The following is a 25,539-nucleotide window of genomic DNA, read 5'->3' as shown; positions in this document are numbered from 1 at the left end:
GGAATGCGCCGGCCGCTCTTGAACCTCGATACCGGCAGCCGATAATAGGGGCAATACTCAAGCGGAGCCCGATTATGTCGAACGATGCCCTGCCGATCCGGAAGCGAAGCGGCATTGCCCATGCCCTCGCCGCCCTGCGATTCTCGACCTCCGGCGCCTGCCGGATCTGGCGCGAGACCGCGTTTCAGCATGAGGTGATCGCGATAGCCGTCGCCATGATAATTTATGCCCTCATCGGCGCGGAAGTCTTCGTCTTCGTCGTCAGCGGCATCCTCTTTCTGATCCTGATCGCGGTCGAGGCGCTGAACACGGCGATCGAGGAAATCATGGATCGCGTGTCGCCCGAGTTTTCGATCACGGCGCGCAATGCAAAGGACCTCGGCTCTTTCGCGGTCCTCTGCCTGCTGGCGGCCAACGGGTTGTTCTTCGCCTATGCGATGTATGAATTCCTGAGCGCCCTCGATCTGGAAAATCTTAGCTGGCTGCCTCTATAGTCCCGACCTCATCCTCTTTCCGGCTTTCCATACCCTGCCTGCGCAGCCAGTCGAAGCCGGGGAAGAACCGCTCCCGAGCATATTCGGCACCGAACATCATGTCGTATTGAAGAAGACGATAATCGCTCAACTGCCGAGGCAGCGCTCCGCCATCCAGCCATCCCGGCTTCGAGCCGCCGTCCCTAAGGCCGAGCATGTAGCGGTCCACGATCGAATAGTTCTTCCGAACCTCACCGAGGACGCCGGTATAGAACGGGTCGCGGAAGCCTGCCCCCTTCACGGCATGATAGGGAAGCTGGGACGGACTGATGGAACCGAGCCCCGTCACGACGCCGGTTCTGGAGGACCAGACCACCAGCGGGGTTTCGTGTTCGCGCTTCATGACGTCGAGCTCCGCCCGGCGGGTGGCGACCATGTCCTGCATGTAGCCGCTTTCTTGGAAGGTCGGGCCCAAAGGCGGCAGGTGATCGCCGAAAAGGATGACGATCGTTTCCCTGTCGCGGGCGCGTGCCCAATCCATCAGAGAGGCGAGGCTGTCATCGGCCTGCCGCACGCCTTCTACATAGGTCGCGAAGGATTGCGCGGCGCGTTCGGAAAGCCCGCTCTCTATCTCAGTCTTCAGCGCGGCGTAGCGGTCGCTCTCGTATGGGCCATGGCCCTGCAAGGTCACCGCAAACAGGAAGAACGGCTGATCCGAGGCCTCGCCCTTGGCCATGATCTGACGCATGAGCGCATCGTCGGCCGCGAATTTTCCATATTTTTCCAGCTCCGGCAGATCTGCCTGGGCCAGGAATTCGTCGAAGCCAAGCGCCTTGTAGACATTCGTCCTGTTCCAGAACCAGCCCTCGAACGGGTGGATCGCGATGGACCTGTAGCCCTCGCCGCGGAAGAAGCTGGCGAGCGAAGGAAGCGGCCTGCGGATATATTGCTGGTATGGAATGCTTCCCTGGGGAAGGAAGGCATTGGAAAACCCCGTCAGCGCTTCGAACTCCACATTGGCGGTCATGCCGCCGAATTCGGGAGAAAAGACATTGCCGGATTGGTGGGCGCGGATCGTCGGCATCGGATCGGGCTTCAGGCGCGCTCCCGGCAGCCTCGTGGGGTCCCAAAGCGATTCGCTCATGATCATGATGACGTCCGGCCGCCCGCCGCGATCCACAGCAAAGGCGTCCGCCGCCAGAGGGACATCGGTGACGGCATCCGCACGGTAACCGGAAGGAGCGGCCACCTTGAGCATGGGAAGGTTGAACGCCAACGCGATGAGAAAACCATTGTGGCGGTAATTGGCGTTCTGATCCCACATCATGGGGAGAATCGACAGCCGGTCCCTGATCCACGAATATCGATCGTATTGTGCAAGCGGTATGCAGCTTGCGAGCAGCGGGATGGTTATCGCCAGCCGCAGCAGCCGCCCGCGCGTGCCAAGCTTGGGGAAGCGTGTCCAGGCGAAAAGGATTGCATAGGCGAGGATGCCGATCGCCAGAAGGAAAACCACGCCTGTTCCGAGGGCTGCGAACGGGCGCGCATCGACGATCACCGGGAGGAGTTCCAGTATCTGGCGCGCGAACAACAGATCCGAAGGATAGAGCGGGTCCGACAGGAAAAGCTGCTTTTGAGCGGAAAAGAAGGCGAGCAGCAGAACCACGGGTGCGATCAGCAGCAGCGAACGATAGGCCGCGCCCAGGATCGCATCCCCGGCAAACAGCATGAGCGCCACGAGCGCAACCGTCGCAGGCCCGGCGCGAGAGGTCGAAACCACGAATTCCGGAATGCCCTGGAAGTATCCCCTCGCGATCCATTCCACTGCCACGACCAGCAGCATGGCCAGCAGGCAGCAATTGAACGGAACCAGCAGGTTTTCGACTAGCCTGCCGCGCAATCCGGCAGCGGCGATGGCCGCCCGCGCCGAAGATTTTGCTCGGGGCGTCTCCTCTGGCATTACATCGCGCAAATCACCGGCTCCTGCTGTATTTCACAGCCAGTGAACTGTCATAAAACTGTCATGAGCGCTACCCGAAGCGCCGCTTCCGGGTTCACATCTCCCGCGAATATCATCACGATTTGGCGGAACGGCGGGACACCGCCAAAGCCTTCCGAAGATGGGCCTCAATTATCGGCGGGGCGGATTTGTCCCTCTTCTTGAACGGGAAGGCTCGCCTTCTTCTTTTCCGGCGCATAGCCGGTGTTCTCGGCGCGGTCGCGGTGAAGCGCGGCGCGCGCAAGCAGCATGAAGGTCACAGGCGTCGTGACGGTTATGAAAAGCCCGATCAGCACCTCGTGGACGACCAGGCGCGACGAGGTCACGGAAAAGAAGATCATCGAGGCCAGCATGACGCCGCCGACACCCCAGCTCGTGCCGAGGGTGGGCGCATGGATACGCTCGTAGAAGGTCGGCAGTTTAAGGAAGCCGATAGCGCCGATCAGCGTCAGCGATGCGCCGAACAGCAGGAAGAAAGCAACTGCGATAGCCGCCCAGAGCGGCAGGTCGGCCGGGGCCAATATCATTCGATCACCTCCCCGCGCATCAGGAATTTGGCGAGCGCCACCGTCGCCACGAAGCCGAGCATGCCGATCACCAGCGCTGCCTCGAAATAAATGACGCGGCCCGTGCCTATGCCGAAGGTCACCAGCAGCAGCATGGCGTTTACATAGAGCGCGTCGAGCCCGATGATCCGATCCTGGGCGCGAGGCCCCCGGAACATGCGGACGAAAGCGATCGCCATCGCAGCGGCGAGCATCAATTGAGCGATCGAGACCGCAGTGAAGAGAATGATGGCGCTCATGCGAATATCTCCACCAGGAGCTTCTCGTACCGGTTCTTGATCGTGTCGATCCACTGCTCCTCGTCGACGAGATCGAGCACGTGCAGCAATACAGTCCGGTCGTGGGAATCATATTCCAGCCAAGCCGAACCCGGCGTGCTGGTGAGGATCACGGCAAGCAGGGCGAGCGCCGTCCGATCCTCGATCTCCAAAGGCAGGAGCAGAAAGCTCGACACGTGCCCTTTCGGCCGTCCCCGCAGGATGACAGCGGCCACCGCCAGATTGGAGCGGATGATATCATAGAAGGCGATGCCGAACAGTTTGAAGAGCAGGTGCCACTTCCTGATTTTCGGCTTGTCCGGACGAAGGGACGCCATGCCCCAGGAGGCGAAGACGGCGACCAGCGTGCCGAGCACGAAATGGCCCAGCGTGAAGCCGTTGAGCAGTAGCCACATGAGGATGAGGAAGACGGTCAGTATGGGATAGGGCAGCATCTCAGTCCCCCTCCCCTATTCCGGCCGAAGCGGGTCGGTCCTCTCCTGCCACCACGGCATTGCGCACCGCGTCGATATAGACCGTCGGATTGCTGAGCGTGCGGATCGTCGTGTCCATGTAATGCATGGCCGGTCCGGCCCGCACCGTCAGCACGAGCGTCAATGCCAGCAGGAACATCACCGGCATGATCTCGATCACGAGAACGCGGGGAACCACCCCCTCGATCGAGCCCCAGAACGTTCTTATCCCCACGCGGGTCATGGAAATGAGCGCGGCGACACCGGAAAAAATCACCAGGATGACGAGCGTCCACACGGCCGCGGTCGGGGGCACGCCGATCGCTCCAGTGCCCATCATGGCGGAAAGCATGGCGAACTTGGCGACGAAACCGGAAAGCGGCGGCAAGCCCGAGAGCAGAATACCGCAGGCGGCAAAGCAGGTGCCGAGAATGGCCATGGTGCCGGGCATGGTGACGCCTCCGCCCTCCTCCGGCTCGTCCTCATCATCGCCATAGGCTTCCATGGTCACGGCAAGCACGTTCGCGCCGGCATCCTGGCCGCGTTCGACAAGCTCGATCAGCATGAAGAAGGCGCTGATCGTCAGAGTGGAGCTTACCATATAGAGGAGCGCCCCGGACGAGATAGCCCCGTCGTTGATACCGAGTACCATCAGCAGCGTTCCCGAGGAAACGAGCACCGAAAAACCCGCGAGCCTGCCGAGAGCCTGCGAGGCGAACACGCCGATCGTGCCGAAGACGAGCGTGGCAAGGCCGCCATAGAGCAGCACATCGGCTCCGAAACCGGCGGACGGGCCCTCGCCGAACAGCAGCATGGTAAGGCGCAGGATGATGTAGATCCCGAGCTTGCTCATGATGGCGAAGATGCTCGCGACCGGGGCCGAGGCGGCGCTGTATGCCGTGGGCAGCCAGAAGCAGAGCGGCCACATGCCGGCCTTGATGAGGAAGGCGATGCCGAGCACGCCGGCACCCGCTTCCATCAGCATCCGGCGGTCGGGCTCGATCTCCGGAATCCGCGCCGCCAGATCGGCCATGTTGAGTGTTCCGGCCGTGCCGTAGATCAGGCTGACGCCGATCAGGAAGAGAAGTGCGGCGGCGAGATTGACGGCGATGTAATGCATGCCGGCCTTGACACGCAGCGGCCCGGAGCCGTGCAGCAGCAGACCATAGGAGGCGGCAAGCATCACCTCGAAGAAGACGAAGAGGTTGAACAGGTCCCCCGTCAGGAAGGCGCCGTTCAGCCCGACCAGCAGAAGCTGGAACATCGTATGGAAATGCGCGCCCGCCGCATGCCAGCGCGCCAGGGAGTAGATCAGCACCGCCACCGCGAGCAACGCCGTCAGCAGCAGCATCAGGGCGGAAAGCCCGTCTACGACCAACACGATTCCGAATGGCGCCTTCCAGTTTCCGAGGAGATAGACGCCGTCGAAGCCCTGCGGATCGATTTCGATCCGGAAGAGCGTCAGTGCCACGGCAAGCACAAGCAATGCCGAGGTGAGGCTTATCATACCCTTCACGAAACGCTGGCGCTCGTCGAAGAACAGCAGGATCGCTCCGGCAACCAGCGGGATGAGGACAGGCGCTATGATGAGGTGATGCATCCAGCCGTTCATTTCCGGTCGTCCCTCCCGTCGACATGGTCCGTTCCGGTGAGGCCGCGCGAGGCCAGAAGAACGACGAGGAACAGTGCCGTGGTGGCAAAGCCGATGACGATCGCCGTGAGCACCAGCGCTTGCGGCACGGGATCGGTCAGCGTGGAAATGGCGACGTCATCGCTCAAGATCGGCGGAACGTTCGTTTTCACGCCCCCCACGCCGAAGATGAACAGGTTGACGGCATAGGAGAGCAGCGAAAGCCCGATGATGACCTGATAGGTGCGCGGGCGCAGGATGAGCCATACGCCGCAGGCCGTCATGACGCCGATCGCGATCGAAAGAATGATCTCCATCAGGCCTCCTTCGCCTTTTCGGCGTCGAGTGTCCGTTGGCGATTGACACGGATCGACTGGTGCGCGAGCGCCACGAGGATGAGCACGGTGGAGCCCACCACGAGCAGGAAGACCCCGAGATCGAAGAGCAGCGCGGTTGCGGCCGGCACCTTGCCGATCAGCGGAACCTCCAGATACCGGGAATGCGATGTGAGGAACGGATAGCCGAGGAACCAGGCGCCGACGCCGGTCGCCACCGCCGTCAGCAGGCCGGCTCCCATCCACCGCAGCGGAAGGATGCGGATGCGGTCCTCCGCCCAGCGCGTGCCGCCCGCAAGATATTGCAGCAGGAAAGCGATGGACAGCGTCAGCCCCGCCGAGAAGCCTCCGCCCGGCAGATCATGCCCGCGCATGAAGATGTAGACGGCAAAGGTGATGACGATCGGGAAGAACCACTGCATGATGACCGACGGCACCAGCAGGTAGTCGCGCACGGTATCGCCGGAGGAACGGTTGGGGCTCTCCTCGTCGAACCGATCCTGTATCTGCTGCTGCTCGGGCACGTCCATGCTGTCCGCAGCGGGGCGGAAGCGGCGCAGCAGGGCGAATACGGTGAGCGCCACCACGCCGAGAACGGCGATTTCCCCAAGGGTGTCGAAGCCACGGAAGTCCACCAGTATGACGTTGACGACATTGCGGCCGCCGCCCTTGGTATAGGCGTTCTCCAGGAAGTAGTTGGCAATCGCATCCGGCACCGGCATGGTCATGACCGCATAGGCGATGAAGGTCATGCCGATGCCGCAGCCGATGGCGAGCGCCAGATCCCTGAAGCGCCGGAAGCGCGCCTGCAACGTGATCTTCTCGTCGCTGTCCTCGGTCCGCTTCGGCAGCCAGCGCAGCCCAAGCAGGATGAGGACCGTGGTAACGATCTCCACCAGAAGCTGGGTGATCGCCAGATCGGGAGCCGACAGCCAGACGAAGGTGATGCAGACGATCAACCCTACCCCGCCAAGCATCACCAGCGCCGCAAGCCTGTGGTACTTGGCGAGGTAGGCGGTTCCGACGGCAAGGCATATGCCGATAAGCCAGATCGCCGCGAAAGTGGGATCGATGCCTGAGAACGCGAAGGCGCGCGGCTCGAAGCCCGAGAGGTAAAGCGGCAGCAGCCCGGCAAGAAACCCGACGGCGACCACCCAGCGCAACTGCGGCTGCAGGCTGCGCGTGCCCAGCCGCTGCTCGAGCAGACGCGCCCACCGCCACGAGACCTCCACGAGGACGCGTTCGAAGATGCGCTGCCCCTTGATGTTGCGCAGGAACGGTGGGCCGTCCTCGCAACTCGAAAGGTAATCCTTGAGAAGGAAATAGAGGACCGCGCCGCCGACCAGCGCAATCGCGCTCATGATGAGCGGCAGGTTCACGCCGTGCCACACCGAAAGGCTGTATTCCGGCGTATCCTGGCCCAGCACGCTGACGACCGCCGTATGCAGGAATGGCCCGACCGAAATGGCGGGCATGATCCCGACGATGAGGCAGGCGACGACGAGAAACTCTATCGGGAATCGCATCCAGCGCGGCGGCTCGTGCGGTTTTTCCGTGGGCAGGTCCACCGGCGGCGGTCCGAAGAACACGGTATGGATGAAGCGCAGCGAATAGGTGACGCTGAAGGCACCCGCTAGTGTGGCCACATAGGGCAGGATGCGGTCGAGAATGGAATCGGCGTGCGTCTCCACCGCCTCGGCGAAGAACATCTCCTTCGACAGGAAGCCATTGAGAAGCGGCACGCCCGCCATGGCTGCGCTGGCGACCATGGCGAGCGTTGCCGTATATGGCAGGAAGCGGAAAAGTCCGCTCAACCGCCGCATGTCGCGCGTGCCCGTCTCGTGGTCGATAATGCCCGCCGCCATGAACAGCGATGCCTTGAAGGTCGCATGGTTCGCCATGTGGAAGATCGCCGCGACCGTCGCAAGCGGGCTTCCGAGGCTGAGAAGCGTGGTGATCAGGCCGAGATGGCTGATGGTGGAATAGGCGAGCAGCCCTTTCAGGTCCTGCTGGAACATCGCGAAATAGGCACCGAGCAGCAGCGTGACGATGCCCGCGAAACCCACCAGCCAGAACCATTCATAGGTTCCCGAAAGCGCCGGCCAGAGCCGGACCAGCAGGAAGACCCCGGCCTTCACCATGGTGGCCGAATGCAGATAGGCCGAAACCGGCGTCGGCGCCGCCATGGCGTTCGGAAGCCAGAAATGGAACGGGAACTGCGCGCTTTTCGTCAGCGCGCCGAGGAGCACGAAGACCAGCGCCGGCAGATAGAGCGAATGGCCGCGGATGATGTCGCCCGACTGGAGGATCTTGTCGAGATCGTAGCTGCCCACGATGTTGCCGAGAAGCAGGAGGCCGATCAGCAGGCAGAAGCCGCCGATACCCGTGATCGTCAAGGCCATGCGCGCGCCGTCGCGGGCCGCGGGACTGTTGTGCCAATAGCTGATCAGCAGGAAGGAGAAGATGCTCGTCAGTTCCCAGAAGACCGACAGCAGAATCACGTTGCCGGAAATGACGATGCCGAGCATCGCGCCCATGAAGGCAAGCAGGAAGGAGAAGAAACGCGGGACCGGATCGTCCTCGGACATGTAATAGCGGGCATAGACGACCACGAGGAAGCCGATGCCCGTGATCAGCATGGCAAACATCCAGGCGAAGCCGTCCAGCCGCAGCGTGAAGTTGAGGCCGAGCTGCGGCAGCCACTGCCCTTCAAAGCGAATGATTTCGCCCGCCGATACAGCAGGATAGCAGGCTGCGACGATCAGCAGCGAGAGTAGTGCGACAGCGCCCGCGAGCCATGCGGGCAGGACGCGCGAGCGCGTCTGCAACAGAAAAACGGATACCAGGCTTCCAACAAACGGCAGGACCAGCAGCAGAAGAAGATAAGGTCCCGAAGTTATCCCAATGTTCCGTTCCTTCCCTGTTCCGCCTGCAATATCGCCTTGTCGAAGAGCATCGACCGCCCATCTAGCAATATCAGCAAAAATGCCATATATGAAAGATAGTGACCAATATGGGCAGCTTTGGACGATGGGTCAAGCGGATAAGCCGAAGATTTTGACACCCGCTCTATGTCGGGCAGCCCGCGGCTTCCTGAACTGGACGCAGGCCGACCTCGCGGACCGTTCAGGCGTCTCACGCAGCACCATTCGCGACTATGAAGGCAGCCGGCACGACGTCCATCGCTCAACCGAAGCGCAACTGCGCCTCGCCTTCGAAAACGGCGGCGTGATGTTCACGTGTTCCGAGGAAGGACAGACCGGCCTCTGCCAGAAGGAACGTCCGGAATAGGACTGGTGGGGGAAGGCCTCTCCCACCCTCACCGGAATGAGCCCCCTCTTCGAGGGCTACTCTCAGCGCAGTGATTTAACGAGCAATAGAGTCGTCAGGCCGCTATTCCACTCCTCGTCGGGATAACGGCCGGCCTCAAGGTAACCTCTGGATTGGTAAAAGGCTTGGCTGGGATAATTGAATGTATCGGTTTCCAGCCGTGCCGAGGCAAACCCGGCACCGGCAATCTGCATCTCCACATGGTCCAATAACCGTCGTCCGATACCCTGTCGCGCATGCGACGAACGCACGTGAAGGGCGTTTATGAAGTCCCCTTCCCAATCGACCAAGCCGACGACTTCGCCGGCAACATCGGCCACCCATAACTGAAGCCCACGCTTGTTCACATAGGAAGTCGGCCTATCCTCCTGAATGAAGGCTTGCGCAGCGGCCTCTTTGATATTGGGCCGCCAAGTGCTCTCGAACGTATCGTAAAGAATGGCGCATAGGTTGGCGAAGTCTTCCGGCCGCGCTGCCCGAACGATGGTGTCTCTATCTCCAGTCATGTTCGCGCTGTGCCTGAGAAGACAAATCGAAATAAAAATTTGGTGGGCCCGGAGGGACTCGAACCCCCAACCAAGCGGTTATGAGCCGCCGGCTCTAACCATTGAGCTACAGGCCCTCACGCTTCGGTAGAAACGTCCGGCCCGCAAATGGTCGATACGGGCCCGGACGCCCGCTCTAGCCCAAATCGGAAAAAGCCACAAGCCATTGCCGCAATAGCTTCACAATCCACCGGCACCTAGGCAGAATGTTCCAAAGAAAGGAATCGTTCATGAACGCTACGTCCACCTCCCGCTCCCTTCTTGCCGCCTCGCTCTCCGGTCTTTTGCTGACTGCGGGCGCCGGCGCGGCTTCCGCGCAGGAGAGCCGCCCGCGTGAAGCCGTCATCAGCGTCACCGGCGAAGGCGAGGCATCGGTCGCGCCCGACATGGCGATCCTGACGCTCTCGGTCGTCCGCAACGGCGAAACCGCCGAGGCAGCGCTTTCGGCCAACAATTCCGCGATGAACGAGGTCCTTTCCGCGCTGAAGGCCGAAGGCATCGCCGATCGCGATATCCAGACCAGCAACTTCTCCATCTATCCGCAATATCGCCACCCGGAGCCCAAGGACGGCGTTTCGCAGCCGCCGGAGATCGTCGGCTACGAAGTGTCCAACACGCTGACGCTGCGGATTCGCGACCTTCAGAAGCTCGGCGGTCTGATCGACAGCTCCGTCAAGCTCGGCGTCAACCAGGGCGGCCAGATCGTGTTCACCAACGACGATCCCGATGCCACCACAACCGAAGCCCGCGAGGCTGCCGTCGCCGATGCGCTGGCCAAGGCCAAGACGCTGACGGAAGCGGCCGGCGTGAAGCTTGGCCGGGTGATCGAGATCAACGAGACATCCTTCCGTCCCATGCCGCAGCCGATGGGCCGCATGGCTATGGCCAAGGAAATGTCGGCCGACGCGGTACCGGTGGCAAGCGGCGAGAACACCTACACCGTCACGGTCAACGTCACCTTCGCGCTGGAGCAGTAATTCTCCACCATTGGAGAGTTACGACCGAAACAAGCCGAAACCTCCGCCACCGGCGGAGGTTTTCTTTAGAGCGGTTCAGGCAAAAGAAAGCGCCCTCGCCCGATCCGAAGATCTGGGCGGCCGCGCTCTTTCCGTCATCGGGCGATGGAGACGGAAACTCTTTTCCTTAGCGACGGATGATCGGGCAGCCGCGGCGGTTGGCGAAGATCACGCGGTCCCGGCCCCGGCGGTCGAAACCGGAGACGACCACCACGCGGCGGTCCGCACCGACGACGCGCGCACGGCGAAGGCCCATATGCCTTGCCTTCTCGACAGCCAGCCACGGCGAGCAGCCGGGACGGCGATCGGGGCGACCCGGACGGCCGGGACGGTCAGGGCGGCCGGGACGATAGTGCCGCTCACCTTCGCGATACTGCACTTGCTGGATGCCGAATTCCGGGCTGGAAGCAGCGGCAATGTTTGGGACGGCAGAGAAGCCGGTCAGTGCGACGAGCGCTGCAATCCCGAGTTTAGCGATCAGGTTGGTCATGGGTGTTTCTCCGAAACGACGGCCAGAACGCTTGAGGCCGACTGCTATGATCTCTCGCCTAACCCAGCGATTGACAAGATGCTTAGAACTTTCAGCCTGAACGAGTGCCTAATTCGTCATTCACCCGCCGTTCATCTATGGGTCATGCGGAGAGGTGCAGGACGATCTCCCGGCGATGCGGCCGGTCGCGGTGCTCGAAGAGATAGATGCCCTGCCAGGTGCCGGTGAGGAGCCTTCCATCACGAACCGGAATGCCGAGTGAAACCTGGGTCAGTGCTGCCTTGATATGCGCTGGCATGTCGTCCGGCCCCTCGGTGGTATGGGTCACCCATCCCATGGAGGCATCATTCGTCGGCGGCACGAGGCGGGAGAAGAAGGTCTTGAGATCCCGGCGCACGTCCGGATCGGCATTTTCCTGGATGATGAGGGAGCAGGAAGTGTGGCGCACGAAGACGGTGAGCAATCCTTCGCCGATCCCGCTCGAGCGGACGAAGTTCGCCGCCGCTTCCGTGAATTCGTAAAGGCCCTGCCCTCGGGTGGAAATGGAAATCACGGTTTGCGGCACGGTTTCTTCTCTAGTTCATGGGTGCCGGTTCACCGGCACCCTAGGTTGAGGACTCACAACGTCAAGAAGCTTTCGAAGCCGCCATAGATCATCCGCTTGCCGTCGAAAACGTCTTTCCATCCGTCGCCGGCAAGCCTCGGATCGGCCATCACCTTCGCGTTGATTTCGTCACGCCGGCTGCGGCTTTCATAGGTGATCCAGGAAAAGACGACAATCTCGTCCTCCTTTGCCTGCACGGCACGGGGAAAGGAGGTGAGCTCGCCATAGGGCACGTCGTCGGCGAAGCATTCCACATAGGATAGCGCGCCGAGCTCCTTCCAAACCTCGCCCGCCGTGCGGGCCATCTCCTTGTAGCGCTCGATATTGCTCTTCGGCACGGCAAGCACAAACCCATCGACATAGGGCATTTCAATTCCTCCTTTTGGTTTCGGCGTAACAAGGACGCCCGGCAAACCCCGATCCCGACACCGCTGCTGAAACTTTTTCTGTCAGGATCAGCCAGAAGCCTCCTCGATCGAATCCACCCGGTCAGGATAGAAAGCCAGATGGTCCTTGATCGGGCTGACCGCTTCATAGGGTTCTTCGTAGGACCAGACAGCGTTCTTGGCTCTCTCGCCGCCTGCCGGGATGCTGAAATAGGAAGCCTCGCCCTTATAGGGGCAGTAGGTGTGATGATCGGTGGGCTCGAGCATCGACAAGTCCGCATCCTTGCGCGGAATGTAATGCACCGGCGGATAGGAGGCCTCGCGAAGCGTCAGCGTGCTTGTGCTGTCGGCGATCACCCTGCCGCCGAGCTTCACCACCACGCGCGCCGAATTGCTCTCCACCGTAATGGGATGATCGGGTCCCGGATATCTTCGCTCTTTCTCTGCCATGGCATCACCCTCCTTCGGGTTTCGAAAGGAGGGGATATAGGGGGCAAGCTCGCCGGAGCCACCGCAGGTCCCCGGAAAAGATTCGGCCGACCGTTAGAACGCCGTTATGACGCTCATGCCCGCGGTCTCGGATTTATCCATCGTCATCAGCGCGGGGATCGCATCCTCCAGCCCGATCCTCTTGGCGATCAGCATTTGCGGCGCCATCTTGCCCGCGGAAATCATCGCGAGCATCGCATCGTAGCGCCAGGCCTGCATCCCGTGGCTTCCGTAGATCTCCAGTTCGTGGCCGATCACCTGCGCCATCGGGATCTGCGGTGTGGCATGCTCGCCGAGCATCAATCCGACCTGCACATGACGGCCGCGTCGCCGCAGATTCTTGATGGAATTGAAGCAGGTGGCGGGATGGCCGAGCGCATCGATCGAGACATGGGCTCCGCCCTTGGTGATCTCACGCACCGCCTCCACCACGTCCGCGACCGTGCCGGCATTGATGGTGGCCACCGCGCCGCACTGGCGGGCAAGCGCCAGCTTCTCTTCGGAAATGTCGATGCCGATCGCATTCGCCCCGAGTGCTGTGGCGATCATGATCGCCGAGAGCCCCACCCCGCCGCAGCCATGAATAGCGATCCATTCGCCACGGCCGGTGCGCGCCTGATCCGCAACCGCACGGAAGGATGTGGCGAACCGGCAGCCGAGGCTCGCCGCCGTCGCGTCGTCGATCTCTTCGGGCAGATGCACGAGATTGGTATCAGCATAGTCGATCGCCACATACTCGGCGAACGAACCCCAATGGGTAAAGCCCGGCTGGAACTGGTTGGGACAGACCTGTTGGTTGCCGGAATGGCATTCGGAACAATGGCCGCAGCCGGAGACGAAGGGCACCGTCACCCGGTCCCCCACCTTGAAGCGCATCACGCCCTTGCCTGTGGCGACGATCCTGCCGGCGAATTCATGACCGGGCACATGCGGCAGGCGGATATCGGGATCATGCCCCATCCAGCCATGCCAGTCGCTGCGGCAAAGCCCCGTCGCTCCGACCTTTATCACCACTCCGTCGAAGCCCGGTTCGGGATCGGGCAGCGTGCGGATCTCGGGCGCCTTTTCGAAGGCGTCGTAGAACATGGCTTTCATGGTGGGACGCTCCCTAAGTCAACAGTCAGATCAGCATGTGGTCACTGGAAGCCGCGTGCACGCCATTCGCGCCGCGGCACCGGAGCGCCCACCTTGAATGCAAAGGACACAACCTTAGTGGCAGCTTCGTCGATCACGCAGCGAAAGCTCAAGTCGTACCATTGATCGTTAGCGAAGAAGCCAACATTCTGTTCATTAAGAACCGTCCCCTCCGGCAATCGGGGTCGCGGCACGGCCATTACATTATATGAGGCATTTCGTAACTGCGCCGCCAGTTCGTTGGAGCAGAGCTGACCTGCGCGCAAACCCCTCGGCATATCGCCCATGGCTCTGGTAGCAATCTGACTCCCCGTTTCGTTTTGCGAAAACAGCCTCTTGGCCTCCGTCAGCTCCAGCGGTTTCTCCGCAGGCTTCTCCTCCGCCTGCGGCTTCGGCCGTTCGGCCGGCACCGGCACGGCCTCCAGGCTCGTCTCGCCAGGCGCCACGGTTCCATCCCGTTCAGGGCTGGTCTCGGCAACGTCCACCTCCGGCAGATTGATATCATCCGGCAAGGGAGGCGCTTCCTGCTCGGCCGCATCCGGCGCCTCCTCGGCAGTCGAAGCAGCCGGTGCAGGCTCTTCCGCCTCGGCCTCCTGCTCGGCGTAAGGCGTCGCGGGTGTCTCCGCCTCTTCGGAAGCATTGCCATTGGATAGTTTAGGCCCGGTATCCTTCTCTCCATATTGGAAGACGGGATCGAGCTGCGGCATCGCTGCCTGCTCCTCGGGCTGCTCCTGTGCCTGGGGTGGCGGAGGCTCCGCTGGCGGTGTCTCCGCCTGGGGACTCGGAGGTGGCGGAGGAGGCGGTGCGGCCTCTTCCGGCTTCGGCTCCTCCGGCTTCTGTTCCGGCGGAGGCTCCTGAGCTGCCTGCTCTTCCTGTTTCTCCTCCTGCTTCTCCTCCTCTGGCGGCGAAACGAGTTCCACCTGCACGGCCTCCTCCTCGCGAGGCTCGGAAAAATCGAGCGGCAGATGGAAGAACAGCACGCCGGCGAAGACGGCATGCAGCAGGATGGAGACCGGAATGCCCCATCCGATATTGCTACGCGGCTTCTCCGTCTCTTGCTTCATCAGAAGATCACTACACGCCCCGCCCCTTCTCCGCAAAATCAAATCGGCTCCATCTCCTCTTGCAAACAAACCTACCGAATGGTATGTTTTTCTCATGTCGGAAGCTCACAGACGGGAAAAACAACCGGAACAGGTACGGCGATCCCTGCTGGATCATGCGGCCCAATGCGCCGTTGAACAGGGGCTCGGCAGCCTGACTTTGCAAGCCGTGGCAGATGCCGCGGGCGTCACCAAGGGAGGGCTGCTGCATCATTTTCCAAGCAAGCAGGCGCTCATCGAAGCCGTTTTCGAGGACCTGCTCACCATGCTGGATGAAGAGATCGACCGCCTGATGGAAAGGGATCCCCTCGAGCACGGACGCTTCACCCGCGCCTATATCGACGCCTTCTTCCAGGTGACGCAGGACGGCAGCAAAAGCCCCTGGGCCGCATTGTCGATATCCAGCATGACCGACGCGCGAATGCGCGAACTCTGGTCGCAATGGATTTGCGGGCGGCTCGAGCGCCATGCGACAACCGATAGCCACCCTTCCCTGCAGATCGCCCGCTATGCGGCGGATGGTATCTGGCTCGCCAACCTGATGAAACTGGACGGCATGTCGGCAAACGAACTTGCCGGGCTGCGCAATGATCTAGAAACACTGACGAAACACGCGTGATAACCATGAATCCAGCAATCATGACCTATGGCGCGCTTGGGGTCGCCATCGTGCTCGAAGTGATCGGCACGACCTTCCTGCAGCAGAGCCAGCAGTTCACCCGTGCGCTGCCGACGGCGCTGATGAGCATTTGCTATCTCGCAGCCTTCTATTTCCTGTCGATCGCGCTCCGCACCATGCCGGTCGGCATCGCCTATGCCATATGGAGCGGGCTCGGCATCGTGCTGATCTCGGTAATTGGCCTCGTCCTGTTTCGTCAGACGCTGGATCTCGCGGCCATCATCGGCCTCGGGCTCATCATCGCCGGCGTTCTGGTGGTGAACCTCTTTTCCAACAGCGTCTCGCATTAGATCTCGGGGCTTGCCATTTCCGACTGCTTTCGAGTATGGAAGCACCGCCGGTTTTCGCCGGCCGTAAGCGTCTGACGTGAGGCAACGCATTCCAACCTTCGGATCGTCGGAAACGGCGGTCGCATGGATGCGAACACTTGCCCCGTGACCGATGATCCCTTCAGGAAAGACTTGAATATGAAGCTTACGCGATTTCCCGCACGCTATGCGGCCGTCCTGATGCCGCTGGTTCTCTCGATCCTCATGACCTTCGTCGTTTCAGGCGTTGCCACGGTGCAGAATCTCGGCATCGAGGACCAGTTCGTTCTCAACTGGATGTCCGCCTGGGCGCTCTCCTGGATCATTGCCTTCCCGACCCTGCTTGCCGCCTTGCCGGTCACGCGTCGGATCGTGCGGGCACTGGTGCAGCCCGCCTAAAACAAAAGGCAGAAGACAACGAAAAAGCCCGGCCTGATTTCGCAGGCCGGGCTTTTTCTTTTGAATGTCCGCTGGCTCAGCTATCCAAGAAGCTGCGCAGCTTGCGGCTGCGGCTCGGATGCTTCAGCTTGCGCAGCGCCTTCGCCTCGATCTGACGGATACGCTCGCGGGTAACCGAGAACTGCTGGCCCACTTCTTCCAGCGTGTGGTCGGTGTTCATGCCGATCCCGAAGCGCATGCGCAGCACGCGCTCTTCGCGCGGCGTGAGCGAAGCCAGAACGCGGGTCGTCGTCTCGCGCAGGTTCGCCTGGATGGCCGCATCGATCGGCAGAAGCGCGTTCTTGTCCTCGATGAAATCGCCGAGGTGCGAATCTTCCTCGTCGCCCACCGGGGTTTCGAGCGAGATCGGCTCCTTGGCGATCTTCAGCACCTTGCGCACCTTCTCAAGCGGCATGGCGAGCTTTTCGGCCAGTTCTTCCGGCGTCGGCTCGCGGCCGATCTCGTGCAGCATCTGGCGCGAGGTGCGGACGATCTTGTTGATCGTCTCGATCATGTGCACCGGAATGCGGATGGTGCGGGCTTGGTCGGCGATCGAGCGGGTGATCGCCTGCCTGATCCACCAGGTCGCGTAGGTCGAGAACTTGTAACCGCGGCGGTATTCGAACTTGTCGACCGCCTTCATGAGGCCGATATTGCCTTCCTGGATGAGGTCCAGGAACTGAAGGCCGCGGTTCGTGTACTTCTTCGCGATGGAGATGACGAGACGAAGATTTGCCTCGACCATTTCCTTCTTGGCGATACGCGCCTCGCGCTCGCCCTTCTGCACCATAGAGACGATGCGGCGGAACTCGGCGATCGATATGCCGGTTTCCGTTGCGAGATTCTGTATCTCCTGGCGGATTTCCCGGATCGTATTGTTCTCGGCGCGCGCGAACTCCTTCCACCCGCGGGCGGAAAGGTTGGCGATCGACTTCATCCAGTTCGGATCGAGCTCCGCGCCCTGATACTGCTCCAGGAAGCTATCGCGGCTGACGCCATAAGATTCGGCAAGCCGCAGCAGCCGCCCTTCATTCTGCATCAGGCGCTTGGAGATGTCGTAGAGCTGCTCGACGAGCGAGTCGATGCGGTTCTGGTTGAGCGACAGTGACTTCACCGCCGTGATGAGCTGATCCTTCAGCTCCTTGTAGCGGCGCTCCTGGCCCGAAGAGAGCGTGCCGGTGCAGGAGAGGCGTGCCTCCACCTGCTGGTCCTGCAGCTTGCGCAGCTTCTTGTAGGTATCGGCGATGAAATCGAGCGTCTGCATGACCTGCGGACGCAGTTCCGCCTCCATCGCGGCAAGAGAAAGGTTCGATTCGTCATCGTCCTCCTCTTCCTCTTCGATGGGCATGGCATCGCCACCGACGGCCGTGATGTCGTCGTCATTGGCAGCCGCCATGCGTGCCTTGCGGGCCTTTTCCTTCTCTTCCGCAGCCTTGCGGTCGGCCTCGATCTTTTCCGGGCTCTGGAACTGCGGCGCAGCCTTGGCCTCCGGACCGGAATAGGTGGTCTCGAGGTCGATGATCTCGCGCAGCAGCGTCGTGCCCTCATTGAGCTCGTCACGCCAGATGATCAGCGCCTGAAAGGTCAGCGGGCTCTCGCAGAGGCCTGCGATCATGGTTTCGCGGCCGGCCTCGATGCGCTTGGCGATCGCGATTTCACCCTCGCGGGAGAGAAGCTCCACCGAACCCATCTCGCGCAGATACATGCGCACCGGATCGTCGGTCCGGTCGGTCGGTTCCTTCTTCTTGGCGGTTGCCAGCGCGGTGCCGGCGGTCGGGGCAAGCTCGCCGCCCTCGCTCTCGCTGTCGCCGTCGTCGCTGTCTTCCTCGTCGCCGCCGGTCGCGTCTTCCGCTTCCTCGTCCTCGACGACGTTGATGCCCATATCCGAAAGCATCGACATCGTGTCCTCGATCTGTTCGGAAGTGACTTCTTCCGAAGGCAGGACCGAATTCAGCTCGTCCATTGTCACATAGCCGCGCTTCTTGGCGGCCTTGATCATCTTCTTGACTGCGTCGTCAGAAAGATCGAGAAGCGGACCATCCTGCGTGCCTTCGCGCTCGGTTTCTGCTTCTTCGTTTTCTTTGACTTTTGTTGCCATGTATTTCGCCACTTTCCCTGAACCCACTTCGCCGCGGTCCGTGGTCGCCGGCTCAAGGCGACACTCTCGCCTTCACCGCGAATCACTGCTCAACACGTAACGGAATGACCTTTAACTACCAATTACCACGCAGGCGGTCGCTCTATCGCAGGACCGTCCGTCCGTGACAATCGGACACGTTGGTGTGCTTGACCCACTCCGCCTTTTCTGCCTGAAATGGTGATTCCCACAAATTAACGTTCCGTCAAGCTTTTCCACGGGCTTTGCCCACGAAAAGTGGAAAAAGCTACCTACGCCGGCTTTTGGGGTACACTCATCAACTGCCGGATATGTAGGCGCAGGCGCCCGAAAGACAAGGGTTCGCACCCGCACAATGACTGCCGCACCGCATTTCGGCGGGCATCAGCGGCTCGCGCCGTCGTACTGAGTGACCGCCAATCCCGCCAGATCGATCTCCGGCACGCAACGCAGATTGATGGCCGACATTTCCGTGCCGTCAGGCATGCTCGCCTCGCTGAAGGGAGCAATTCCGCAATTGGCACAGAAATAATGCGCGATGACGTGCTTGTTGAACCGATAGCTCGAAAGATTTTCGCGCGGCGTCGTGAGTTCGAATTGGTTGCGCGGCACGAAAGCCAGCAGCGACCCCTTTCTTCTGCAGATGGAACAGTTGCACTCCATCGCCTTGTCGAACTCGCCTTCCGCCTCGAAGGCGATGTTGCCGCAATGGCAGCTACCGGAAACACGCATCTGGTTCCTCCCTTGTTTCCGCGGCATTCTATTGTGCGCGAGCCATGAGACAAGGGCGCAAGGAAAAAGAAAGCAGCTCAGCCGTGGCTGACCGCCGCGCCCTTCACTCGGCCGGAAAGCACGCCGAAACCATCGATGATGGCCTCCTGGTTTTCCATCCGCAGGATTTCGAGCTGCACTTCCGAAAGCGCTCTCAGAAGCGGCTCGATCTCCTCCGCATCGCCGGCCTCGGTCGCTTCCGCTATTTCACGTTCGAGTTCGATCTTCTGGAAGCGCAAGGCCTTCGTCCGCTTGTGAAGCGAAAGCGCCTGGCGGTATCCTTCTCGGGCGTCCTCGGGCGCGGCCTCCTGCGTCGCTGTCCAGAGCCGTGCATTGCGCACCTGTTGCTCCAACATCTTCAAAAGCTCGCCGAACCCTTCGCCAGAAAGCCGCTCCACCAGATGGTCGCGGGAAATGCTGCCTCCCGCCAGGGCGGCGGCCGGCAGCACCGCCGACCAGAAGCGCTGCAAGTCGCGGTTTTCGAAATCGATCGCGGCGATCTCGTCGTAATCCTCCAGCAGAAGCTGCGGATGATTGACGATGGTGAGCGCCAGTACGCTTTCCCTGAGCGCCGGAAGATCGCGGTAGCCGCGCACCAGACCCGAGCGGGCGAGCCGATCGGAAATACCGACCGCACGCCCCGACGCTTGCGCGCCCCGGGCGCCAAAACCGTCTCTGCCCTGCCCGCCGCCGCGCTGAAAGTTCCGGCCTCGGTCATTGCCGCGCGGCGCCGGCGCGAAGAAGGCGTTCAACCGTTCGCGGATATCCTGCTGGTAATGACGGCGCACGTTCTCGTCAGCGATCACCGAAACCACCTGCTTCAGCCGCGCCTCCAGCTCGGCGCGCTTTTCCGGCGTGTCGAAACTGCTTCCCGCCGCCTCCCTTCGCCAGATCATGTCGGCAAGCGGCCGCGCCTCGGCCATGACCTTGTCGAAGGGGGAGCGGCCTTCGTGGCGAACGAGATCGTCCGGGTCCTTGCCGTCCGGCAGAAGGGCAAAGCGCACCGAACGGCCGGGTTTCAGGAAAGGTAGGGCGAGGTCGGCGGCGCGGTTCGCAGCCCGAAGACCCGCGCCGTCTCCGTCGAAGCAGAGAACCGGCTGCGGCGTCATCCGCCATAGGAGTTCGAGCTGGTTCTCGGTAAGCGCCGTGCCGAGCGGCGCGACTGCGTTCTCGATGCCCGCCTGATGCAGCGCGATCACGTCCATATAGCCTTCGACGGCGATGATCGTGCCGCCCTCGCCCTTTGCTCCCCCTTGCCCGGGACCGCCCTGGGCAGCGCGCCGGGCGCGGGTGAAATTGTAAAGCACCTGACCCTTGTGGAAGAGTTCCGTCTCGTTGGAATTCAGATATTTGGCGGGAGCATCCGGCGACATGGCGCGGCCGCCGAAGGCGATCACCTTTTCCCGTGCCGAAAGGATCGGGAACATGATGCGATCACGGAACCGGTCATAGGAAACCGGCACGTTCTCGTGCACCACGAGCCCGCAAGCCTCCATCTGCTCCTTCGAGATCCCCTTGCCCGCCAGGAATTCCTTCAGCGCGTTACGGCTTTCCGGGGCATAGCCCAGCCGGAAGGTCTCGATCGTCCGTGCCGTCAGGCCGCGGTCACGCAGATAGGCGCGCGCTCTGGCGCCGATAGCGCTTTGCAACTGATCCTGGAAAAAACGGGTCGCCATCTCCATGACGTCGAGCAGAGACATGCGCTCTTTTTCGCGCTTCTCGGCCTGCGGGTCCGGCTGCGGCATGGCGATACCCGCCATATCGGCGATCTGCTGCACGGCTTCCGGAAAGTTCAGGCCTTCGAGTTCGGTGAGGAAGCGGAAGTGATCGCCAGAAACGCCGCAACCGAAGCAGTGATAACGCCCCTTGCGGTCTTCGCAATGGAAGCTCGGGCTCTTTTCTCCATGGAACGGGCAGCAGGCCCAATAATCCCCGCGAGACACATTGGTCTTCTTGCGATCCCACGTGACGCGGCGGCCGACCACCGCCGAAATCGGCACGCGGTCGCGTATCTCGTCGAGAAAGCTGTTGGAAAAGCGCATATTCACCTCTGGGGCCGAATTCTCATATACGCGGCACGGGAGAGGAATGCCAATCTTCAAGGCGGGCAGTTCCCGCTATTCACAGGCCTGGCTCACTTCGGCGCTTTGTTCCGGCGCGGCCTTTCGGCAAATTTACGGCGGGAAAGCCGTTACGAACATTATCTTTTTGTAATTTGAAAGTCCGCTTTTCCCAAGCTTAGCTTGCTCGCGAAGAGAAAGCGCCGAGCTGCCCGCCGCTCAAGCTTACGGCCTTGCTCTTCAAGAGGGTGGGCGTCCGCATCCGCCAGCCCAACTGCAGCCGGCGGTAAGTCCGCTGTCAGCCGGCGATCCTGAAGAGCAGAAGGCAGGAGCCCGTGAGGGATTCCTGCCTTCATTCGTTCCGTCTCAGTTTGCGAAGACTATTTCAGCATGTCCTTTACGACACCCGAAGCCTTGGCGAAATCCATCTGGCCCGGATATTTTTCCTTGAGCGCATTCATGCACTTGCCCATGTCGCGAAGGCCATGGGCGCCGGTCTCGGAAATGACGGACTGGCACAACTGGCGCACCTTGTCCTCCGAAAGCTGCTCGGGCATGAAGCTCTTGATGATCTCGGTTTCCTCGCGCTCCTGAGCGGCAAGCTCGGCGCGGCCGGCATCCTCGTAGATCTTGGCCGATTCTTCGCGCTGCTTCACCATCTTCTGGAGGATCTGCAGGATATCCTCGTCACTGACCGGGTCCTTGCCGAGGCCTCGATTGGCGATATCGCGATCCTTGATGGCCGTCTGGATCAACCGCACGGTCGAAAGCCGGCGGGTGTCCTTTGCCTTCATCGAATCCTTGAGCGCATCGGAGAATTTGTCGCGCATCATTGTCTTTCAGCTCCTTGGGAAAGCCATCCGCAGGTCCGTGAATTGTGGCTTTTCCTTGTCATTCACGCCGTTGTCATAGATCAGGGATCGGAACCGATCAATTCACTTTCGCCAAGCCCTTGATTCCGATGGACCAAAATCCCATCGGATTCTCCCGGCCGCGAGATTGACCGCCTCGCCTGCTTTGTCTATTTTCCGGCACCTGCACGAGATTTAGATTTCAGGGCTTGCGCCGGAGTTTTCCGCGCGCCCTTTCCTGCGACCATAAATGGCCCCGTAAGCCCGCTTCTTCAAGTGGCGGGCCGATCGGGCAGAAGGATAGACATGACCGCGACCGCCCCCTCTGCCCCCTTGGGCACTTCCCCCTGGACCACCAACAAGCCCACCGCCGTGCTCGTCCTTGCCGACGGCACTGTCATTGAAGGAACCGGGATCGGCGCAACTGGCAAGGTGCCGGCGGAGGTCGTCTTCAACACAGCGCTCACCGGATATCAGGAAATCCTGACCGACCCCTCCTATCTGGGCCAGATCGTCACCTTCACTTTCCCGCATATCGGCAATATCGGCACCAATGACGAGGACATCGAAGACCTGACGCCCGCCGCCCGGCGCGGCGCGGTCGGGGTAATCTTCAAGGCCGACATCACCGATCCGTCCAACTATCGCGCCGGCAAGCACCTCGACGGCTGGCTGAAGTCACGCGGCATCATCGGCCTTTCCGGCATCGATACCCGGGCGCTCACCGCCTGGATCCGCGAAAAGGGCGCGCCGAACGCGGTGATTGCCCACGACCCGAACGGCGTGTTCGATATCGAGGCGCTGAAGGCGGAAGCCAGGGCCTGGAGCGGCCTCGAAGGCCTCGACCTCGCCAAGGAAGCCACCTCCGGCCAGTCTTCGCAATGGACGCAGAAGCCCTGGGTCTGGAACGAAGGCTATGAGGAACTCAAGCCGGAAGACGCCAAATACCACATCGTCTGCGTCGACTACGGCGTGAAGCGGAATATCCTGCGCCTCTTCACCGGCCTCGACTGCAAGGTGACGGTGGTGCCGGCCCAGACGTCCGCCGAGGACATCCTGGCGCTGAAGCCGGACGGCATCTTCCTCTCGAACGGTCCCGGAGATCCGGCGGCCACCGGCGAATACGCGGTTCCCGTCATCCGCGAAATCGTCAGAACCGATATCCCGACCTTCGGCATCTGCCTCGGCCACCAGATGCTCGGCCTCGCGCTTGGCGCGAAAACCGAGAAGATGCATCAGGGCCATCATGGCGCCAACCATCCCGTCAAGGATCACACCACCGGCAAGGTGGAGATCGTCTCGATGAACCATGGGTTCGCAGTCGACTCCAAGTCCCTGCCGGAAGGCGTTGAAGAGACTCACATTTCGCTCTTCGACGGTACGAATTGCGGCCTGCGCGTCGCCGGCAAGTCGGTTTTCTCCGTCCAGCATCATCCGGAAGCTTCTCCCGGCCCGCAGGACAGCCATTATCTCTTCCGCCGTTTCATCAACATGGTGCGCGAAAAGAAGGGCGAGCCGGCACTGGCCGAGCGCTGATCCCGCTGACGCGGATTTTTTTTCCGTAGAGCCTATTGACCTTAACCTTACTTGAGGTCGCACAAATACCCCTGTTCAATCGAGCAGGGGTTTTTCATATGAGCAATGCACAAATGGCACGTGTCGTTCGGGTCAACAGTTTCTCGGTACCGAATGATGCACGCGACGAATTCATGAGGCTTGTCGAAAGGACACATGAGGTCATACGCCAGCAGCCGGGCTTCGTCGACGACCTCATTCTGGAACGGAATTCCGGTCCCGGCCCGTTCAACCTCATCACCATTCTCCAGTTCGAGAACGAGCAAGTTCTTCAGCCGGTCATCGCGGCAGTCGCAAGGTCGGATGCGGAAGCAGGCATCGATAGGCAGGCTTTGAGCAGACGCCTCGGTGTCGAATCCAGTATCGGTTTCTATACGCCCGTCGCCGTGGCCGATCTTCTCGCGGCCTGATCCAGCCGGAATTATGGGGCCTGCTGATATCAGTGGGCCGCTTTGCTTTCCTTCTGCACCAGAATGTAGAAGCGTCCGCACAGGAATACCGCAGCCGCGGCAAGGCCCGTCACGAAGCCGAACCAGACGCCCTCCCCCCGGAAGCCGAGCGGGAAGCCGAACAGCCAGGCGCAGCTGAAGCCGATCGGCCAATAGGCGATAAGCGCCAGGATCATCGGAATGCGCGTGTCCTTCAGCCCGCGCAGCAGGCCCGCGCCAACCGCCTGCAATCCGTCCACCAGTTGGAAGACGCCGGCAATGACGATCAGCGGCACCGCCATGACCAGAACCTGTGCCGCATCACCCCGGCTGACATCGAGAAACAGGGCTCCCAAGAGCCGGGGAGCGATGGTGAAGAGAAGGCTGCCGGCCGCGGTGAAGCAGACGCTGACAGCGAGCACCGCCACCGCCGCGCGCTTGACGCCGAGCATGTCTTCACGGCCGTAGGCAAGTCCCACACGCACCGTCGCGACCTGGGCGAGCCCCAGCGGAACCATGAAGGCGATCGAGGCAAGCTGCAGCGCAATCCCGTGAGCCGCCAGTTCCAGCTTGCCGAAAAGCCCCATGAGAAGGGAGGCTGCGGAAAACAGGCTGGTCTCTGCAAGGATCGTGAAGCTGATCGGCAGTCCGAGGCTGACGACTTCACGAAACGCCGCCCAATCGGCGCGCCAGAAGCGCACGAATATCGTATAGGCGCGCGTGCCCGGCTGGGTCTGGACATAGAAGAACATGATCAGACTGCCGACAATGTTCGCGCTGAGCGAGGCAAGCGCCGCGCCCAGCATCCCGAGCTCCGGCAGTCCGAAATGGCCGAAGATCAGGGTATAGGCGACCACGCCGTTCACCACGAACATGGCGATGGTCACGTAGAGAATGATGCGCCCGCGCTCCAGCCCGCCGAGGAAGCTGCGCACCGACATGACGAAAAGCGCCGGGAACATGCCCCACTGCATGACGCGCAGATACCTTTGCGCGATCGCCGCCACCTCCGGGTCCTGCCCGAGCCTTACGAGAACGCTGCCGGAAAACCAGAGGATCGGCGCAGTAAGCAGCCCGTAGAAGAACACGACCCATATGCCCATGCGCACGCAACGCCTGACCGAGACGGAATCGCCACGGCCGAGCGCCTGGGCAACCATGGGCACCACCGCGCTGGAAAACCCCGTTCCGAAGATGAATACGAGGAAGAACATCTGGCTTGCGAGCACGACGGAGGCAAGTTCGGTCGTGCCTAGCCAGCCGACGAAGATGATATCCGTCGTGTGGATCGCCATCTGCGCCAATTGCGCCCCCACGAAGGGAATGCCGAGCGCGAAGGTGGCCCGCATGTGCGAACCCCAGGAATTGTCGGCAGACGCAGAAAGGCTCGGAGCCAGAGTAGACATCGGACTTCCATTCCAAGACGAAAAAAGCCGCTTCCAGGTGTTGGCGAGCGGCGGGTACCAAAACCTATAGGAAAGCC

At 61.4% G+C, this 25,539-nt stretch carries 27 protein-coding genes and 1 tRNA gene; 8 read left to right on the top strand and 20 right to left on the bottom strand.

All coding sequences use genetic code 11. From position 1 onward, the window contains the following. Window positions 1-74 precede the first annotated feature (74 nt). Window positions 75-494: a diacylglycerol kinase gene (locus ACE04I_RS23990; RefSeq protein WP_046795287.1), complete on the top strand. Its 420-nt coding sequence runs from the start codon at window positions 75-77 to the stop codon at window positions 492-494. On the opposite strand, the gene ACE04I_RS23985 is transcribed toward ACE04I_RS23990, so the two are convergent. The 7 genes from ACE04I_RS23985 to ACE04I_RS23955 form a co-directional block, all read right to left on the bottom strand. Beyond that, on the bottom strand, window positions 475-2,433 hold the full coding sequence (locus ACE04I_RS23985) for an LTA synthase family protein (RefSeq protein ID WP_082118377.1): 1,959 nt from the start codon (window positions 2,431-2,433) through the stop codon (window positions 475-477). The two genes, ACE04I_RS23990 and ACE04I_RS23985, sit on opposite strands and share 20 nt — an antisense overlap. 167 nt (window positions 2,434-2,600) lie before the next feature. Further along, window positions 2,601-2,999: a monovalent cation/H(+) antiporter subunit G gene (mnhG, locus tag ACE04I_RS23980; protein ID WP_046795288.1), complete on the bottom strand. Its 399-nt coding sequence runs from the start codon at window positions 2,997-2,999 to the stop codon at window positions 2,601-2,603. Then, entirely contained in the window at window positions 2,996-3,277 is a 282-nt protein-coding gene (locus ACE04I_RS23975) for a K+/H+ antiporter subunit F (protein ID WP_046795289.1), read from the bottom strand. The genes mnhG and ACE04I_RS23975 overlap by 4 nt, the downstream gene beginning before the upstream one ends. Next, the gene (locus ACE04I_RS23970) at window positions 3,274-3,750 is read right to left on the bottom strand and encodes a Na+/H+ antiporter subunit E (protein ID WP_046795290.1); all 477 of its coding nucleotides are present in this window, start codon (window positions 3,748-3,750) and stop codon (window positions 3,274-3,276) included. The genes ACE04I_RS23975 and ACE04I_RS23970 overlap by 4 nt, the downstream gene beginning before the upstream one ends. Window position 3,751: 1 nt before the next feature. Next, window positions 3,752-5,380 carry a monovalent cation/H+ antiporter subunit D gene (locus ACE04I_RS23965; RefSeq protein WP_046795291.1) on the bottom strand — a complete coding sequence of 543 codons (1,629 nt, stop codon included), beginning with the start codon at window positions 5,378-5,380 and terminating at the stop codon, window positions 3,752-3,754. After that, window positions 5,377-5,715 carry a Na+/H+ antiporter subunit C gene (locus ACE04I_RS23960; RefSeq protein WP_046795292.1) on the bottom strand — a complete coding sequence of 113 codons (339 nt, stop codon included), beginning with the start codon at window positions 5,713-5,715 and terminating at the stop codon, window positions 5,377-5,379. Before ACE04I_RS23960 ends, ACE04I_RS23965 begins: the two co-directional genes overlap by 4 nt. Continuing rightward, on the bottom strand, window positions 5,715-8,633 hold the full coding sequence (locus ACE04I_RS23955) for a monovalent cation/H+ antiporter subunit A (protein ID WP_046795293.1): 2,919 nt from the start codon (window positions 8,631-8,633) through the stop codon (window positions 5,715-5,717). The genes ACE04I_RS23960 and ACE04I_RS23955 overlap by 1 nt, the downstream gene beginning before the upstream one ends. Before the next feature lie 85 nt (window positions 8,634-8,718). Between ACE04I_RS23955 and ACE04I_RS23950 the strand changes: the two genes are divergently transcribed. Then, window positions 8,719-9,024 carry a helix-turn-helix transcriptional regulator gene (locus tag ACE04I_RS23950; protein ID WP_046795294.1) on the top strand — a complete coding sequence of 102 codons (306 nt, stop codon included), beginning with the start codon at window positions 8,719-8,721 and terminating at the stop codon, window positions 9,022-9,024. A 62-nt stretch (window positions 9,025-9,086) separates the two neighbouring features. Here the strand turns inward: ACE04I_RS23950 and ACE04I_RS23945 are convergent, their stop codons facing one another. After that, on the bottom strand, window positions 9,087-9,569 hold the full coding sequence (locus ACE04I_RS23945) for a GNAT family N-acetyltransferase (protein WP_046795556.1): 483 nt from the start codon (window positions 9,567-9,569) through the stop codon (window positions 9,087-9,089). Window positions 9,570-9,609: 40 nt separating this feature from the next. After that, window positions 9,610-9,685: transfer RNA gene (locus ACE04I_RS23940), tRNA-Ile, on the bottom strand. 153 nt (window positions 9,686-9,838) lie between these two features. Between ACE04I_RS23940 and ACE04I_RS23935 the strand changes: the two genes are divergently transcribed. Next, window positions 9,839-10,585 carry an SIMPL domain-containing protein gene (locus tag ACE04I_RS23935; RefSeq protein ID WP_487207656.1) on the top strand — a complete coding sequence of 249 codons (747 nt, stop codon included), beginning with the start codon at window positions 9,839-9,841 and terminating at the stop codon, window positions 10,583-10,585. A gap of 166 nt (window positions 10,586-10,751) precedes the next feature. Here the strand turns inward: ACE04I_RS23935 and ACE04I_RS23930 are convergent, their stop codons facing one another. The 6 genes from ACE04I_RS23930 to ACE04I_RS23905 form a co-directional block, all read right to left on the bottom strand. Beyond that, window positions 10,752-11,114, bottom strand: a complete 363-nt coding sequence (locus ACE04I_RS23930) for a hypothetical protein (RefSeq protein WP_046795424.1) — start codon at window positions 11,112-11,114, stop codon at window positions 10,752-10,754. Window positions 11,115-11,256: 142 nt separating this feature from the next. Then, the gene (locus ACE04I_RS23925; protein WP_046795425.1) at window positions 11,257-11,679 is read right to left on the bottom strand and encodes a secondary thiamine-phosphate synthase enzyme YjbQ; all 423 of its coding nucleotides are present in this window, start codon (window positions 11,677-11,679) and stop codon (window positions 11,257-11,259) included. Window positions 11,680-11,732: 53 nt separating this feature from the next. Next, window positions 11,733-12,086: a DUF1428 domain-containing protein gene (locus ACE04I_RS23920; RefSeq protein WP_046795426.1), complete on the bottom strand. Its 354-nt coding sequence runs from the start codon at window positions 12,084-12,086 to the stop codon at window positions 11,733-11,735. A gap of 87 nt (window positions 12,087-12,173) precedes the next feature. Further along, window positions 12,174-12,554 (bottom strand): DUF427 domain-containing protein, encoded by a 381-nt coding sequence (locus ACE04I_RS23915; RefSeq protein ID WP_046795427.1) that lies wholly within the window; start codon window positions 12,552-12,554, stop codon window positions 12,174-12,176. 93 nt (window positions 12,555-12,647) lie between these two features. Then, window positions 12,648-13,688, bottom strand: a complete 1,041-nt coding sequence (locus ACE04I_RS23910; protein ID WP_046795428.1) for a zinc-dependent alcohol dehydrogenase family protein — start codon at window positions 13,686-13,688, stop codon at window positions 12,648-12,650. A 41-nt stretch (window positions 13,689-13,729) separates the two neighbouring features. Continuing rightward, a complete protein-coding gene (locus tag ACE04I_RS23905; RefSeq protein WP_046795429.1) occupies window positions 13,730-14,791 on the bottom strand; it encodes a DUF930 domain-containing protein in 1,062 nt (353 codons plus the stop codon). On the opposite strand from ACE04I_RS23905, the gene ACE04I_RS23900 reads away from it, so the two are divergent. The 3 genes from ACE04I_RS23900 (at window position 14,745) to ACE04I_RS23890 (ending at window position 16,216) form a co-directional block, all read left to right on the top strand. Beyond that, window positions 14,745-15,449: a TetR/AcrR family transcriptional regulator gene (locus ACE04I_RS23900; protein ID WP_487207655.1), complete on the top strand. Its 705-nt coding sequence runs from the start codon at window positions 14,745-14,747 to the stop codon at window positions 15,447-15,449. The genes ACE04I_RS23905 and ACE04I_RS23900 overlap by 47 nt on opposite strands. 5 nt (window positions 15,450-15,454) lie before the next feature. Further along, on the top strand, window positions 15,455-15,799 hold the full coding sequence (locus ACE04I_RS23895; RefSeq protein WP_046795431.1) for a DMT family transporter: 345 nt from the start codon (window positions 15,455-15,457) through the stop codon (window positions 15,797-15,799). A 177-nt stretch (window positions 15,800-15,976) separates the two neighbouring features. Beyond that, window positions 15,977-16,216, top strand: a complete 240-nt coding sequence (locus ACE04I_RS23890; protein ID WP_046795585.1) for a DUF2798 domain-containing protein — start codon at window positions 15,977-15,979, stop codon at window positions 16,214-16,216. 76 nt (window positions 16,217-16,292) lie between these two features. Here the strand turns inward: ACE04I_RS23890 and rpoD are convergent, their stop codons facing one another. The 4 genes from rpoD to ACE04I_RS23870 all read right to left on the bottom strand — a co-directional run bounded on the left by rpoD (window position 16,293) and on the right by ACE04I_RS23870 (window position 22,032). Continuing rightward, entirely contained in the window at window positions 16,293-18,353 is a 2,061-nt protein-coding gene (gene rpoD, locus ACE04I_RS23885) for an RNA polymerase sigma factor RpoD (protein ID WP_046795432.1), read from the bottom strand. A 402-nt stretch (window positions 18,354-18,755) separates the two neighbouring features. Further along, entirely contained in the window at window positions 18,756-19,103 is a 348-nt protein-coding gene (locus ACE04I_RS23880; RefSeq protein ID WP_046795433.1) for a GFA family protein, read from the bottom strand. Between the two features lie 77 nt (window positions 19,104-19,180). Further along, the gene (dnaG, locus tag ACE04I_RS23875) at window positions 19,181-21,184 is read right to left on the bottom strand and encodes a DNA primase (RefSeq protein ID WP_046795434.1); all 2,004 of its coding nucleotides are present in this window, start codon (window positions 21,182-21,184) and stop codon (window positions 19,181-19,183) included. 398 nt (window positions 21,185-21,582) lie between these two features. After that, the gene (locus ACE04I_RS23870; protein WP_170986288.1) at window positions 21,583-22,032 is read right to left on the bottom strand and encodes a GatB/YqeY domain-containing protein; all 450 of its coding nucleotides are present in this window, start codon (window positions 22,030-22,032) and stop codon (window positions 21,583-21,585) included. A 327-nt stretch (window positions 22,033-22,359) separates the two neighbouring features. Between ACE04I_RS23870 and carA the strand changes: the two genes are divergently transcribed. Both carA and ACE04I_RS23860 read left to right on the top strand, forming a co-directional pair. Beyond that, on the top strand, window positions 22,360-23,589 hold the full coding sequence (gene carA / locus ACE04I_RS23865) for a glutamine-hydrolyzing carbamoyl-phosphate synthase small subunit (RefSeq protein WP_046795436.1): 1,230 nt from the start codon (window positions 22,360-22,362) through the stop codon (window positions 23,587-23,589). Between the two features lie 98 nt (window positions 23,590-23,687). Then, a complete protein-coding gene (locus ACE04I_RS23860; RefSeq protein ID WP_046795437.1) occupies window positions 23,688-24,038 on the top strand; it encodes an antibiotic biosynthesis monooxygenase in 351 nt (116 codons plus the stop codon). A gap of 29 nt (window positions 24,039-24,067) precedes the next feature. On the opposite strand, the gene ACE04I_RS23855 is transcribed toward ACE04I_RS23860, so the two are convergent. Continuing rightward, a complete protein-coding gene (locus ACE04I_RS23855; RefSeq protein ID WP_046795438.1) occupies window positions 24,068-25,462 on the bottom strand; it encodes an MATE family efflux transporter in 1,395 nt (464 codons plus the stop codon). Window positions 25,463-25,539 lie beyond the last annotated feature (77 nt).

Source organism: Rhizobium moroccans (genome assembly GCF_057559155.1).
The sequence above is the reverse complement of the archived record's forward strand: the minus strand, read 5'-3'. Positions and strand labels throughout refer to the sequence as shown.